Below are 13,822 nucleotides of genomic sequence, written 5' to 3'. Positions count from 1 at the left end.
CATATAACCAGTTGTTAGAAGAAATGAAATCCTTATACCTATTAAGGATTAACAACAAGAATCATTATGTAAAATAATTACAATTTGGAGTGCGGAATGAATATTCCTCTGATTATCAATGTGCTGGTTTTCGTAGCACTATTAATACTGTTAGCAAAACTCGGATCGAATGGTTGGAGCCTGTCCAAAAAAGTTTTACTGGGTCTCGTATTCGGTGTTGCTTATGGTGTCGGACTTCACCTTGTGTATGGTTCCGGTCACCAAACGGTAAAAGACTCCATTCTTTGGTTTAATATCGTCGGTAATGGTTACGTTCAACTGTTACAAATGGTGATTATGCCTCTGGTGTTCGCCTCTATTCTGAGTGCGGTCGCTCGACTTCATAAGGCATCTTCTTTAGGGAAAATTAGCTTTTTAACCATTGGCACACTGCTGTTTACCACAGCCATTGCGGCTTTAGTGGGTATCTTGATTGCAAACCTGTTCGGCTTAACCGCTGAAGGTCTGGTTCAAGGTCAATCTGAAACGGCACGTCTAGCGGCCATTGAAACAAATTATATTGGTAAAGTTTCGGATTTAACGGTTCCTCAGTTGATCCTGTCCTTTATCCCGAAAAACCCGTTTGCTGATTTAACAGGCGCAAGTCCAACATCTATCATCAGTGTGGTTATTTTTGCTGCCTTCTTAGGGGTAGCTGCGCTGCAACTGTTTAAAGATGATAAAGAGCGTGGTGAAAAAGCATTAGCCGCTATCGATGTGATGCAAGCATGGGCAATGAAACTCGTTCGCTTAGTCATGCGTTTAACCCCTTACGGTGTAATGGCACTGATGATCAAAGTGGTCGCAAGCTCTAACTTAGCCGATATCATTAACTTAGGGACTTTCGTCGTCGCGTCCTATGTCGCGCTAGCCATTATGTTTGTGGTTCACGGTATTTTAGTGGCAACAACGGGCTTAAACCCAATTAAGTTCTTTAAGAAAGCGGGCCCAGTACTGACATTTGCATTCACCAGCCGTTCGAGCGCAGCCAGTATTCCTCTGAATATTGAAACGCAAACTCGCCGTTTTGGTGTGCCAGAATCTATCGCAAGCTTCTCGGCTTCTTTCGGTGCAACTATCGGTCAAAACGGTTGTGCGGGTATCTACCCTGCGATGTTAGCCGTGATGGTGGCTCCAACTATGGGGATCAACCCATTTGACCCACTTTGGATTGCAACCTTAGTCGGTATCGTAACTATCAGCTCTGCCGGTGTTGCCGGTGTGGGTGGCGGTGCAACCTTCGCCGCACTGATTGTGCTGCCTGCGATGGGATTACCAGTTACGTTAGTTGCGCTGTTAATTTCCGTCGAACCTCTGATTGATATGGGTCGTACTGCTCTGAACGTCAGTGGCTCCATGACAGCAGGTACCGTCACTAGCCAGTTAATGGGCGAAACAGACAAGTCAATCTTCAATCAAGATGACGACGGTGATTTAAAACACGTTTAATCACCCTAATCTCCTAACACTCATTGAAACCTGCCCGTCAAACGGCAGGTTTTTTTGTGTCTGCTATTTTCCATTCTCGATACGTCATCAAACTGCAACAGATTGAAATTTTTACTTTATTTTGACTTGATGGGAAATGCTGGGTTTTTACTCTAAAAAATATTGCCAATACGTAAAGTTGCGTAACATAATAGCGGTTGAGCAACATTTTCTTAGGCCTCCTGCCTGTGTTGCGTCTCCCGTTTCCTACGGGAACTCTCAACTTCATTGTTAGATTTTTTATATGATCAATATTATTCATATACTAAAAACTGATCCTTCAGATAATCCCTGTGTCAGCTGTGGCGCTTGTTGTGCTTACTTTCGCGTCTCATTTTACTGGGCAGAAGCTGAGGCTGGCGGTGGTTCGGTGCCGCAACATTTAACCGAGCAAATCACCCCTTTTATGAGCTGCATGCAAGGCACAAATCAAAAGCCAAATACCCGCTGCACTGCCCTTGGTGGTACCGTCGGGGAGTGTGTCTCTTGCTCCATTTATGAACAGCGCCCTACGCCATGCCGAGAATTCGAACAATCGTGGCATAACGGCATCCACAATGAAGCCTGCGACCGTGCTCGCGCAGCCTATGGTTTACCTCCTCTCGAGCCTCAGCAACCGCAAATCGCGTGCTAACCGTCAATGACCCAGAGATTTTTCTGGGTTATCTTCTCGACCCTTTCACACCCCTTGCTTCGTAAAATAATCTCATTATTTTCAATAAAATGTGTAAAGAAAGGATAAAACGTGCAGGAAATATGGAGCTTCAGTCAAAGCAGGTAAAAGCCATTGCGAGGGAAATCTAATTGATGAATTATCCTCTCATCACGTTAATGAGGAGATAAAAGATGAACAAATTAAACCAAGGTTTGCTTGCTGCTGTTTTACTGTCTGTTGGCTTTGCTGCGGCAGCCGCTAATGTAGATATGAACAAGTCACCACGCCATCATGGCGGAAATCATCATAATATGGTGTATAGCGTGACAGAACAAACCACCAAGCCGAATGAAACCCTGAAAAAACTGGCAAACGATACGCCTAAAATTGAAGATGGCAAACGCTACATGGTGAAGATGTCTGTCGTGGAAGTGCCTGAATTCAAGCCAGCACAACCGATGCCAATGCCGGTTCCTGCTACGGCGCCCGCAGCTAAATAATGAATGAGTCAACCTAAACCATAGGCTGTGCCTGTTACACTGATAACATCAACCTTTTGGCATTGTTAGTTAAAAATCAGTATCTTAATAGACACAATAACGTTTAGGTATATCCCTAATTTTAGCCCCTAATGCCATAGGGGCTTTTTTTTAACTAAAATAACCCGCGTAATACCGCTGTGACTATCGCCGCCGACAAAACAATCACAATAAATGGCTTGCGGTACCAAGTCAGAATACCTGCCACCACCACCCCAATTATTTTCGGTAAATCCGATAATTCATTACCTGAAAAGAGCGTTGAAGTCATCGCGACTGAAAATAAAATCACAATGGCGGCAGCTGAAAATAGGGCTTTATTTTGTTCTGTTAAATTGACCCGCCCTTTTAGCAATGCGCCGGATGCCCGCATTAAGTACGTCCCAACTGCTAAAATGAAAATTCCACTGACGATTAACCAAGGATGTTCCATCATCATGATTTCCTTATATAGATAACTAAACTCAACAAGGCCAGTAAAACGGGGATCCCCGCCGGTAGTACCGGTGTTGCTACCACAGCAATCACAGCCCCGACTATCGCAGCGAGTCTTAAGCGCTTATCTTTTAACGCGGGTAAACTTAACGCTAAGATAATGGCGGGAAACATGGCATCCATCCCTAGCGCATGGGTATCTTGAATAAAGCTTCCCAGAATTTCTCCAATGACCACACCGACAGGCCAGCAGATTAAAATCCCTAATCCGCACAACCAAAATGCGGCGGTTTTTTCTCGCTCACTCTCTTGTGCCAAGCCAAAAACCACACTTTCATCATTCATGATGTGATATCCCAGCAGTGATTTTGCTCCTTTTCCCGTTAACTCGCTGACGGCAAAACTAAATGGAATATGGCGCGAGTTGACTAATAGCCCAGCCAAGGCAGCTGACAGAGGGCTTCCCCCTGAAAATACCACGCCAATAAACAGAAACTCGGATGCACCCGCTAGCACAAAAATGGACAGCATCAACGGTACCCACCAATCAAAACCTTGTGAATGAGCTAATGCACCGTAGGAAATCCCCACAATTAAGTCTGCAATACACACCAGTGCAATATTTTTCACTGTGCTATTATGGAGAATAGAAAACTGAAATGTAGATGTCTGCATAGAACGACCGTTCGATATAAAAAACACTCGTTCATTATGTCGTTACTTTAGGCTAAGTGCAATCAAATAGGATGTTAAAGTTGACCTTATTCACGCCCCCTATCGAATTAATCTCAAAATCATTGGCTTGTGAAAGGCAAAAAAGCGGGCTTTCTCTCTCTGAACTTGCGCGTAAAGCGGGGATCGCTAAATCCACGCTATCCCAATTGGAATCCGGTAGCGGCAATCCCAGCATTGAAACCCTATGGGCATTATGTGTTGCGCTGGATATTCCATTTTCACGTTTAATTGAAGAAAAACGCGCAGCAGTGACTGTGATCCGCCATGGTGAAGGTACCCCAGTGAGCGCAGAGCACGCAAACTATTTGGCCTATTTACTCTCTTCTGCACCCCCTAATTCTCAACGGGATATTTATACGGTTGTTGCACAGCCCGGCCGAGATCGCGTTTCAGAACCCCATATGCATGATGTCACTGAGCATATTATTTTGATGTCAGGCAGAGCATTAGTTGGGCCACTCGATAACCCTGTTGAGCTCAATGTCGGTGACTATATTCACTACCGAGGTGATGAACCCCACATTATGCGCGCACTTGAACCAAACACCATGGCAGTCATGGTGATTGATAAACAGAATTAATTAGCCCAATACGCTGGAGGATTTGCTGTGAATTACTATCAAGAAATAACAAACAAAGTCGCCTTATTGCTAGATGAAAACTCCGTTCATAATATGAATGAAATGCTAATGCAGCTTTCTCATGATGATAAGCTAACCCAAGAACAACGCTTTGAGCTGCAACAACGCCTTAGAGACGCTATTTTTGTTCACCATAATTCGTAATTAACGTTTAATTAAATGGGATTTGGCGGTTAATATCTCGATTTAAAATACAAAAGAAAAGCCTGAGCAATCTATTTATTACTCAGGCTTGATTTAATAATCTATTATCATGATGTGAAACCCTAACAGCCTATTTTCTGCACTAAGTCCCATTATTTTATTAGAACTTATCTTGCTGTAAATAAGACCATGCATATTGCGCATACAGTTCTGCACCTGACGCCATCACATCTTCATCAATGTTAAAACAGCCATGGTGATGCGCCCATTGGGTATCTTTTTCTGGGTTACCTGAACCTAATAATGCAAAGCAGCCCGGAATGTTTTCCATATAAAAGCTGAAATCTTCCCCACCAGGGGTTGGTCTTTCTGCCATTAATGTATTTTCACCAAATGCTTCGCTGATCACCGACTGCGCCAGTAATGCACTGCGCTCTTCATTAATCACTGGCAGCGTACCGTAGATATAATCCACTTCAGCAGTGGCGCCGTACATCGCGGCAGTATGTTCGGCGTAACGGCGGATAGCCGCTTCAATGCGAGTACGGGTTTCAATGTCAAAGCAACGTACCGTTCCATCCAATACCGCATTTTCTGCAATCACGTTGAATCGGGTACCTACTTCCATTTTGCCAATAGTCACAACGGCTGAGTCTAGCGAGGAAGTTTCACGGGAAACCACCGCTTGCAAATTCATCACAAATGACGAGGCAACGATTGCGGCATCAACGGTCGCTTCCGGCATCGAACCATGCCCACCTCGCCCTTTAAATTTCACGACCAACAAGTCCGCAGAAGCGAATGTCCCGCCGACATTACACGATATTTTTCCTGATGGCGTCGTAGACCAGATGTGCATACCAAACACGTTGTCCACATTGTCCACAGCGCCTTGTTTCACCATCGCTTTCGCACCCTGCGCTATTTCTTCAGCCGGTTGAAAAATCAGACGAATATTTCCTTTTAACTCATCACGCACTTCATATAACGCTTTGGCTGCGGTTAATAACATCGCGGTATGCGCATCATGCCCACATGCGTGCATCTTCCCTTGATTTGTCGATTTATACTCAAGGGAATCATTCAATTCCTGAACAGGTAATGCATCGATATCCGCACGTAAGGCGACCGTTTTTCCAGGTTTTCCGCCTTTAATGTCCGCAATAATTCCGGTAGGTTCTGTGAGGCGATACTCGATACCAATTTTTGCCAATTCTTCAGCAATACGCTTCGTGGTTCTCACTTCCTCAAAAGGTAATTCTGGATGTGAGTGAAGGTCACGACGAAAAGCAATCATCGCTTCTGTGTGTTTTTTAATGGATGCTGTGATGCTGTTATTGACCATTTTTCTGTCCTTTTTCTATTCTTTTCGCTTTCTTAAACTATTATTTTTCAGCGTGTTAAATTCTAATATTCTATTTATCGTTATGCCGCAACAGGCACAATGTAGGCGACCATAATCCCCGCTAATACCACGGAAACCATTGTGACAGAGATAAAACCACCAACTAACATTGGTCCTAACATATGGCTAGTTAAAATCTGACGCTCTTTTTCATCTTTGGTCAGTGCGTTAATGGCTTCATTGGTAATGATATAATCCGCGGGGAACCCATACAACGCCGTCAATGAGACTGCGAAAGCCATCTCTTTTGATACCCCTAGAATTTTTCCGACAATCCAAGACGCGATAAACATGCCGATGACCGCTGCCACGATCAACACCACCATTGGATAGACCAATCTCAACAACATATCCGGCGTTGCATGATTTAACGTATCAAAGATAAATAGCATTAATGCCATGATAGCAAAGCCAAAACCGTTCGCTTTCTGCAGAGGCTGCCTTTCTAAAAAGCCCATTGACGAGGCAATAACACCAAATAATAAGCACAAAACAAACGGACTTATGCTCACATAAGGTGCAGCAACGGTAGAGACTAGATAGGCGAGATATCCCACCACCACTAAGCGTAAAAATTGGAAATAGCTGGTGTTATAGTGGCTCGGAATTCGCTTGAACATGCGAGGCATTGCACTTTCAGATGCCAGTGTTTTGACTTCGACATCATCCGAACCGTCAACGGCCAATGACTCTTTCCAAGTACCATTGCGATACTGCTCAAGCACTCGGCGACCTTCACGTTTCAACATGATGGCCGTGAGTGGATAACCGGCAAAACCTTGCATCACATAAATTAAGATGGCAAATACTGAGAGATCCACCAGCCCAGCTTCCGCAGCACCTTTTGACATAATTAATGAAGAGACAATGCCACCGACTAATGGCGGGATTGCCACTAATACTGTATTTAAATCAAATAACGCCAGACCTACTCCATAAATAAAGACAATAATCCCCAAAATACCAGATAACGAAATTAAGATAGTCTTCCATTGGTGTAATAGTTCTTTCAATGACAGCAATGTACCCATATTGGTAATGAGTAAATACATCAACATCACGGCGACAACTTTTGGTATTCCCGCAATGCTCACAATATCTTTAGGAAAGAATGTCCAATAACCTAAAAGGAATAATACCGCACAAACAAACACTGATGGGATCCATGCTTTTGTTCGTACTGCAATGGCATCCCCGATGTACAGTATCCCGACAATTAATAACAGAGCTAACATTTGTGACATAAGCTTTTCCCCGTATTTATTATTTTTATTTATTTCTGTTTTAGTTATTTAATCTATTAATTTTGATATGTCGGATTTATTCATTCAAAATAAAGAGCAGAATAAAGCCAAATAGCACATATCCATCCAAGCCATTACATTTAAACAACAATTTCATCATAACATTGAATAAATAGATGTATAGATTAAGTTACAGTGTAAGGCTAAAAATACACTAGTAAAAAACTGTAGATTAAATAGTCATATATGAGGGGAAAGAATAAAAATACAGAGCGATAGTTTCGTATTCAGCTCCGTTTTTAATAGGATATTTTTTATGCTTTATATTCGATGATAATTCGTACTTTTTCAGCTTAGGGAAAACGATAAATTTATAATCTATTGCCCTGAAATATATTTTTATGCATTCACAATTTTGATGCAGTTATATCACGATAAAAATTCATCATTATCACAATTGGTAACATATTCTGCTTTATTTCGTGATTCTCTTTTTTTGCTCAAAATAGAAACAAAAATAGCCTATTCACACTTAGGGATAGGCTATTAATCGTACGAAAATAATCGGTGGAAAATAAATACTTAATTAAAATCTATTATCCTTGAGAAAGCATGTTATGGCACAACATACCGAGCAGCGTAAATAATAAAGCCCCGAGAACATGAATCGCGATCGTGCTAAATGCCACCACCAATTTCCCTTCTTGCAGCATCACCAACACCTCCAACGAAAATGTTGAAAACGTCGTAAACGCCCCACAAAAGCCTGTAACAATAAACAGTTTGTAAGCAGGGTTAATATTGGCGCTCGCAAAGTAAGAGACAGCAAAACCAATGATAAAGCCGCCAACTAAATTGACGAAAACAGTACCAAATGGAATGTGAGGGTGCAGATTATTCAGTTTTAAGCCAATCAACCATCTTAACCAGCCACCTAAAACGGAACCTAAAGCAATAGAAATGAGGGATGCATACATTACCACTTTCCTTACAAGTTAGATGGGAATAAATGCAAGGAAAATCTCCTGCAGACATTTATGCCCTAAATTCGGGCACATAACCTACGCGCCCATTCAAATGAAAAGGTTTACGTAGGCATCATCAGTCCACATCAAGGACGGTTAAACTAGGAGGAATGCCATCTCCTAACGAGACGTTGATGAAAATAATAAGGCAACTATTTTCTTCATGCAAATCTAATTTGCCAAACCTATTCCTGATAACGCGGTGTCTATTTACCCTAAATTGGCGCATAATATCCGTAATATCGATAATAGAATTAGATGGATTAGGTCAAATATGGAAACAAAACAGCCCTTATTACAACTTAAGAATATCGGTTTTCAGGTTGATCAGAAGATAATTTTAGATAATGTGCAGATTGACCTATACCCCGGTGAATTTAAATTGATCACGGGTCCTTCTGGTTGTGGCAAAAGTACATTATTAAAAATTGTCTCTTCACTCATCCCACCAAGTTGCGGTGAAATTCTGTTTGCTGGCGAAAACATCAACGCAATTGCACCAGAGAAATACCGTCAACAAGTCTCCTATTGTACTCAAACGCCAACTCTCTTTGGCAATACCGTGTATGACAATCTCTTTTTTCCTTATCAAATACGGAATAAACCATTTGATAAACAAAAAATCCTCGATGATTTAAGCTATTTTTCACTACCTGATACCATCCTAGAAAAAGGCATTAATGAGCTTTCAGGCGGCGAAAAACAGCGAGTCTCATTGATCCGTAATTTACAATTCTTGCCGCAAATTTTATTACTGGATGAGATTACTAGTGCCTTAGATGAACAAAATAAAATCAAAGTGAATGAGCTTATTCATCAATTAGCGGTCAAGAATAATATTGCCGTCCTCTGGGTAACTCATGATCAAGATGAAATTGGCCATGCTGACGATATTATTACCCTTCCCGTACACCATAGCGAAAAATAGGAATTAATCGTGCATCAACCTACTATTTCCAATGAGTCGCTCGCATTTTCTATCATGTTAGTCTTAGTGGCTATTTTTATTAGCCATAAAGAGAAGCTCTCTCTTGAAAAAGATATTATTTGGAGTACGTGCCGCGCCATTGTTCAGCTATTAATTGCGGGTTATATCCTCAAATATATTTTCCACGTTGACCATAAGGCACTCACTGTTTTATTGGTGCTATTTATTTGCTTTAACGCCGCCTGGAATGCGAAAAAACGCAGTAAATACCTCGATAAACTATTTCCAACCGCGTTAATTGCGATTACTTCAGGCACATTTTTAACCTTGCTAGTATTAATTCTCACTGAAGCTATCGCGTTTACCCCAATGCAAGTGATTCCAATTACAGGGATGATTGCCGGGAATGCCATGATTGCCGTCGGACTCTGCTTCAATAACTTAGGACAGCGCTTTAATAGCCAACAACAGCAAATTCAAGAAATGCTCAGCTTGGGCGCCACACCTAAAATTGCGTCAGCCTCGATTATTCGTGAAAGTATTCGAGCGTCATTAATTCCTACGGTAGATTCTGCCAAGACGGTTGGGATAGTGAGCTTGCCCGGTATGATGTCAGGGCTAATTTTTGCGGGGGTCGATCCTTTGCAGGCTGTTAAATACCAAATTATGGTGACATTTATGCTATTAGCGACGGCAAGTCTCTCCACGATTTTGGCGGGGTATTTAACCTACGTAAAATTTTATAATCAGCGCCATCAATTGCGTTTAGATTCTTTAAATAAAAGCATTAAATAAAAATATTAAGTAGACCAAATCAGGCTTAACATTTCTGCTTTAAGCCTGATTTTATTTTATTCTGTTTTTCCTATCATGACAGGCATCACCTCAATCAGCTGAGGCTGGCTTTCTCCCGATTCTATCAAGGCGAAAATTTGCTCTAGCATTGCGGGAACATCCTGTTTAACCATCTCAATATCATTCCCAAGTAATGCAACAAATGGATCCCAGTCAAAACATCCCATCGGTGGCTGATGCGCTCCCGTATGCCCCTCTTTCATCAACCACCTCATCACCCCTTCCAATGAAATGGTCGAATTGACAAACAACCCACATAGTTCAATGTCTGGAGACGTTCCTTTTTGTAAAAATGAATGCTGAGAAGAATATGTCGAGAGTGCTCGTTCGGCTTTTTCTGGCGCATAACCACAAGTCAAAATATGGTGTTGAGGAACCTCTATATTCAAAGAGTTGTGAGCATCGATAAACCCTCGAATTCGCTCTCGAGTGTTATGCTCCTCTTCCCGTCCCCCCACAAACACCAGCGATTCTGAGGATGCGGCTCGTTGCTGCCTTTTCTGTAAAATATTGAGCGTTAACTGCTTTGCACCTTGATAGTTATCGGAAATCACCGAAGGAGCCAATGTACCAGGTAAGTCCAAATTGAGTGTCGGCACACCTGATGCGTGGCAGATTTGCGTAATTTTATCAGGATCGGTTGCCCCCGTTGAAATCAACCAATCCACTTGATATGAAAGCATTGCCTTTGCGGCTTCTAACTCTAATTGGGGATCACGGCGTGTACAGGTAATAATAGGAAAGAGCCCACGTTCACGCGCCATCTCCTCAAAATGCTCCACAACCGACCCAAAATAACGGTTATCATATTTAGGAACCAACATCCCAATAATTTTGGATTTATTACTGCGTAATAGACTCGCTTGCTTATTCACCGAATAGTTTTGCTCTTGCGCTATTCGCATAATTTTTTCAGCTAATTGAGTACTAATACGCCTTTTTTGCCAATTTCCATTTAATACAGCGCTAACGGCACTGGCTGAAACCCCTGCCAATTCTGCAAGGTCATAGATCGTGGTTTTCTTGTTTTGTCTGATCTTGCTCACAAATTTATGCCTCCATTTTTTCCTAGCTTGACACCAAAGCGTAAAAGTCGCAATACTGCTCCATCGATTGAGCGACATCGAAATTAACCTAGAATCGAGTTGATATGGCGATTTGCCTGCATTCTCACTCACTGAATACATTCCGCCAAATCCCCTCGTAACTTATTAAAATTAAATTAATTTCTAATACTCAGTTTGACTTCCCTATTGATTAACTAACTTATCCGGAGTGAACATCATGGCTATCTCATTAGAAAACAAAGTTGCCGCCATCACAGGTGCGGCTTCTGGTATTGGACTTGAGTGCGCACGTACCCTACTCAAAGCTGGCGCAAAAGTTGTTTTAATTGACCGTGCCGAAGAGCGATTAAATCAGTTAGTTGCCGAATTAGGCGACAATGCAATTCCTCTGGTTGTTGATTTAATGAAACCAGAACAAGTGGATGGCATGTTAGATGCCATTTTAGCCAAAGCGGGTCGCCTAGATATTTTCCACGCTAACGCAGGTGCTTATATCGGTGGTCCTGTCGCAGAAGGCGACCCAGATGTTTGGGATAAAGTATTAAACCTCAACATCAATGCCGCATTTCGCAGTGTACGCGCCGTTCTCCCACACTTTATTGAGCAAAAATCAGGGGATGTCCTGTTTACTAGCTCAATCGCAGGTATGGTGCCCGTGATTTGGGAGCCTATCTACACCGCGTCTAAATTTGCAGTTCAAGCGTTTGTCCATTCAACTCGCCGCCAAGTGTCCCAACACGGAGTTCGCGTTGGGGCAGTATTACCAGGTCCTGTTGTCACTGCATTACTGGATGACTGGCCAAAAGAAAAAATGGAAGAAGCATTAGCTAATGGCAGCTTAATGCAACCTATCGAAGTCGCTGAAGCGGTTCTCTTTATGCTGACTCGTCCAAGAAATATCACCATCCGTGATCTTGTGATCCTACCAAACAGTGTTGACCTCTAGTTTTTACCGATAACCATAAAGATTGTGAGAGGACATATGAACAGCCCTACGCAAAGTAAAAATGACGACGTCGTCATTGGTATTGATGTCGGTACAGGCAGTGCCCGTGCAGGTATTTTTGATCTGCATGGCAACATGCTTGCGTCAGCTAAACACGATATTACGCTCTACCGTGATGGAGCCAATTTCGTAGAGCAATCAAGCAACGAAATCTGGAATGCCGTTTGTTATTGTGTGAAACATGCAATGGCAAATGCCAAGATTGATGCGAAACGTGTCGCAGGAATTGGTTTTGATGCGACCTGTTCTCTGGTTGTTTTAGATAAAAACCAGCAACCTATTTCTGTCAGCCCGAGTGAGGATCCTGAACGCAATATTATTGTTTGGATGGATCACCGCGCCACTGAACAAGCTGAGCGCATCAATAGCCTAAAACATCCAGTATTGAATTATGTTGGGGGTAAAATTTCCCCAGAAATGGAAACCCCAAAAATTCTTTGGTTAAAAGAAAATCGCCGCCAAACTTATGATAATGCGTGGCAATTCTTTGATTTAGCAGACTTCCTAACGTGGAAATCAACGGATTCTTTAGCGCGCTCTACATGTACAGTAACCTGTAAGTGGACTTACTTGGCGCATGAAAAACGCTGGGATGCTGACTATTTTCGCCAAATTGGTCTCGCTGAATTAGCGGACGAAAACTTTACCCGCATTGGTCAAGAAATTGTCGAACCAGGTACTCCAAACGGAAGCGGCTTAACCGCCCAAGCTGCTGAACAAATGGGACTGTTGGTTGGGACGCCAGTTGCCGCAGGGATGATTGATGCTCATGCTGGTGGAATTGGTACAGTTGGGGTTAATGGTGATGCTACTGCAAATATGGCATATGTTTTCGGTACGTCTTCCTGCACGATGACCACCACCCAAGAACCCGTATTTATTCCTGGCGTTTGGGGTCCTTATTATTCTGCAATGGTCCCAGGGATGTGGCTCAACGAAGGGGGACAAAGTGCTGCCGGTGCGGCAATTGACCAACTACTTTCGTTACATCCGATGTCCGCACAAGCCAAGGTGATGGCAAAAGAACAAGGCAAGTCATTACCCGTTATGCTAGCAGATAAAGTATTAGAAAAATCAGGTACTCCATCTCAAGCAGTTGAATTAGCTAAAGGTATTCATATTGTTCCTGAGTTTTTAGGCAATAGAGCTCCTTTCGCTGATCCCCATGCGAAAGCCATCATTGCGGGCTTAAGCATGGATAACAGCTTTGATAACTTACTTGCATTCTATACCGCTGGCGTTTGCAGTATCGGCTATGGATTACGACAAATCATTGATGCTCAGGCACAATCAGGCGCGGTTATCCAAAACATCGCTATCAGCGGTGGCGCTGGTCAGCACCCACTTATCCGCCAACTTCTAGCCGATACCTGTGGTATTCCTGTGATTTCAACTCAAGCGGATGAACCTGTATTACTGGGCTCTGCTATTTTGGGTGCAGTCGCGGGAGGTGTTTGTGAGAATGTTGCACAAGCAATGGCTCAATTTGCAAACATTGATTTAACTTATCAACCTAATGAGCAGTTTAAATTACATCATCAAACTCGGTTCACTTCTTTCCAGCATTTACAACAATGTGCTAGAGAATTGAAAGGTTAATTTGCTAATTTAAACCT

15 protein-coding genes and 1 riboswitch are annotated in these 13,822 nt (G+C 42.5%); of the genes, 9 read left to right on the top strand and 6 right to left on the bottom strand.

The genetic code is table 11. The features are described 5' to 3' along the window. Positions 1-96: 96 nt before the first annotated feature. From JK188_RS12370 to JK188_RS12360, 3 genes are all read left to right on the top strand, one after another. Positions 97-1,488, top strand: a complete 1,392-nt coding sequence (locus JK188_RS12370; RefSeq protein ID WP_036950508.1) for an L-cystine transporter — start codon at positions 97-99, stop codon at positions 1,486-1,488. Between the two features lie 283 nt (positions 1,489-1,771). Further along, positions 1,772-2,161 carry a YkgJ family cysteine cluster protein gene (locus JK188_RS12365; RefSeq protein ID WP_211885305.1) on the top strand — a complete coding sequence of 130 codons (390 nt, stop codon included), beginning with the start codon at positions 1,772-1,774 and terminating at the stop codon, positions 2,159-2,161. 212 nt (positions 2,162-2,373) lie between these two features. Continuing rightward, positions 2,374-2,682, top strand: a complete 309-nt coding sequence (locus JK188_RS12360; RefSeq protein ID WP_154604091.1) for a hypothetical protein — start codon at positions 2,374-2,376, stop codon at positions 2,680-2,682. A gap of 154 nt (positions 2,683-2,836) precedes the next feature. Here the strand turns inward: JK188_RS12360 and JK188_RS12355 are convergent, their stop codons facing one another. Further along, positions 2,837-3,160 (bottom strand): AzlD domain-containing protein, encoded by a 324-nt coding sequence (locus tag JK188_RS12355; RefSeq protein WP_080675622.1) that lies wholly within the window; start codon positions 3,158-3,160, stop codon positions 2,837-2,839. Next, entirely contained in the window at positions 3,157-3,831 is a 675-nt protein-coding gene (locus tag JK188_RS12350) for an AzlC family ABC transporter permease (protein WP_211885303.1), read from the bottom strand. Before JK188_RS12350 ends, JK188_RS12355 begins: the two co-directional genes overlap by 4 nt. Positions 3,832-3,902: 71 nt before the next feature. Between JK188_RS12350 and JK188_RS12345 the strand changes: the two genes are divergently transcribed. Both JK188_RS12345 and JK188_RS12340 read left to right on the top strand, forming a co-directional pair. After that, entirely contained in the window at positions 3,903-4,472 is a 570-nt protein-coding gene (locus JK188_RS12345; protein ID WP_036950519.1) for a helix-turn-helix domain-containing protein, read from the top strand. Between the two features lie 27 nt (positions 4,473-4,499). Beyond that, positions 4,500-4,676: a DUF2526 family protein gene (locus tag JK188_RS12340; RefSeq protein ID WP_108479034.1), complete on the top strand. Its 177-nt coding sequence runs from the start codon at positions 4,500-4,502 to the stop codon at positions 4,674-4,676. Positions 4,677-4,836: 160 nt separating this feature from the next. Here JK188_RS12340 and JK188_RS12335 read toward each other — a convergent pair whose 3' ends face one another. From JK188_RS12335 to crcB, 3 genes are all read right to left on the bottom strand, one after another. Continuing rightward, complete coding sequence (locus tag JK188_RS12335; RefSeq protein WP_211885302.1) at positions 4,837-6,021, bottom strand: M20 family metallopeptidase; 1,185 nt, start codon at positions 6,019-6,021, stop codon at positions 4,837-4,839. Positions 6,022-6,101: 80 nt separating this feature from the next. Continuing rightward, positions 6,102-7,325: a hypothetical protein gene (locus tag JK188_RS12330; RefSeq protein WP_036983683.1), complete on the bottom strand. Its 1,224-nt coding sequence runs from the start codon at positions 7,323-7,325 to the stop codon at positions 6,102-6,104. A gap of 596 nt (positions 7,326-7,921) precedes the next feature. After that, positions 7,922-8,302: a fluoride efflux transporter CrcB gene (crcB, locus tag JK188_RS12325; protein ID WP_006659423.1), complete on the bottom strand. Its 381-nt coding sequence runs from the start codon at positions 8,300-8,302 to the stop codon at positions 7,922-7,924. 108 nt (positions 8,303-8,410) lie between these two features. Further along, positions 8,411-8,480, bottom strand: a riboswitch (Fluoride riboswitch). Positions 8,481-8,624: 144 nt separating this feature from the next. On the opposite strand from crcB, the gene fetA reads away from it, so the two are divergent. Together fetA and fetB are read left to right on the top strand one after the other, a co-directional pair. Beyond that, on the top strand, positions 8,625-9,278 hold the full coding sequence (fetA, locus tag JK188_RS12320) for an iron efflux ABC transporter ATP-binding subunit FetA (protein WP_211885301.1): 654 nt from the start codon (positions 8,625-8,627) through the stop codon (positions 9,276-9,278). A gap of 9 nt (positions 9,279-9,287) precedes the next feature. Next, complete coding sequence (fetB, locus tag JK188_RS12315; RefSeq protein ID WP_211885300.1) at positions 9,288-10,073, top strand: iron efflux ABC transporter permease subunit FetB; 786 nt, start codon at positions 9,288-9,290, stop codon at positions 10,071-10,073. Between the two features lie 56 nt (positions 10,074-10,129). On the opposite strand, the gene JK188_RS12310 is transcribed toward fetB, so the two are convergent. Continuing rightward, entirely contained in the window at positions 10,130-11,179 is a 1,050-nt protein-coding gene (locus tag JK188_RS12310; RefSeq protein ID WP_211885299.1) for a LacI family DNA-binding transcriptional regulator, read from the bottom strand. A gap of 238 nt (positions 11,180-11,417) precedes the next feature. Here JK188_RS12310 and JK188_RS12305 point away from each other — a divergent pair, with 238 nt between their 5' ends. Both JK188_RS12305 and JK188_RS12300 read left to right on the top strand, forming a co-directional pair. Further along, positions 11,418-12,146: an SDR family oxidoreductase gene (locus tag JK188_RS12305; RefSeq protein ID WP_036953676.1), complete on the top strand. Its 729-nt coding sequence runs from the start codon at positions 11,418-11,420 to the stop codon at positions 12,144-12,146. 36 nt (positions 12,147-12,182) lie between these two features. Then, the gene (locus JK188_RS12300; protein ID WP_211885296.1) at positions 12,183-13,805 is read left to right on the top strand and encodes an FGGY-family carbohydrate kinase; all 1,623 of its coding nucleotides are present in this window, start codon (positions 12,183-12,185) and stop codon (positions 13,803-13,805) included. The last annotated feature ends 17 nt before the right edge of the window (positions 13,806-13,822 follow it).

The organism is Providencia sp. JGM181, from assembly GCF_018257375.1.
Lineage (GTDB): Bacteria > Pseudomonadota > Gammaproteobacteria > Enterobacterales > Enterobacteriaceae > Providencia > Providencia lanzhouensis.
Note: the sequence above shows the minus strand (reverse complement) of the source record. Positions and strands in the feature narration are given on the sequence as shown.

Bases quoted from the DNA above. Each gene is read 5' to 3' on its own strand.
- JK188_RS12300 (WP_211885296.1), top strand. From the start codon at position 12,183: ATGAACAGCCCTACGCAAAGTAAAAATGACGACGTCGTCATTGGTATT.
- JK188_RS12305 (WP_036953676.1), top strand. From the start codon at position 11,418: ATGGCTATCTCATTAGAAAACAAAGTTGCCGCCATCACAGGTGCGGCT.
- JK188_RS12360 (WP_154604091.1), top strand. From the start codon at position 2,374: ATGAACAAATTAAACCAAGGTTTGCTTGCTGCTGTTTTACTGTCTGTT.
- crcB (WP_006659423.1), bottom strand. From the start codon at position 8,302: ATGTATGCATCCCTCATTTCTATTGCTTTAGGTTCCGTTTTAGGTGGC.
- JK188_RS12345 (WP_036950519.1), top strand. From the start codon at position 3,903: ATGTTAAAGTTGACCTTATTCACGCCCCCTATCGAATTAATCTCAAAA.
- JK188_RS12335 (WP_211885302.1), bottom strand. From the start codon at position 6,021: ATGGTCAATAACAGCATCACAGCATCCATTAAAAAACACACAGAAGCG.
- fetA (WP_211885301.1), top strand. From the start codon at position 8,625: ATGGAAACAAAACAGCCCTTATTACAACTTAAGAATATCGGTTTTCAG.
- JK188_RS12330 (WP_036983683.1), bottom strand. From the start codon at position 7,325: ATGTCACAAATGTTAGCTCTGTTATTAATTGTCGGGATACTGTACATC.
- JK188_RS12355 (WP_080675622.1), bottom strand. From the start codon at position 3,160: ATGATGATGGAACATCCTTGGTTAATCGTCAGTGGAATTTTCATTTTA.
- JK188_RS12370 (WP_036950508.1), top strand. From the start codon at position 97: ATGAATATTCCTCTGATTATCAATGTGCTGGTTTTCGTAGCACTATTA.
- JK188_RS12365 (WP_211885305.1), top strand. From the start codon at position 1,772: ATGATCAATATTATTCATATACTAAAAACTGATCCTTCAGATAATCCC.
- JK188_RS12350 (WP_211885303.1), bottom strand. From the start codon at position 3,831: ATGCAGACATCTACATTTCAGTTTTCTATTCTCCATAATAGCACAGTG.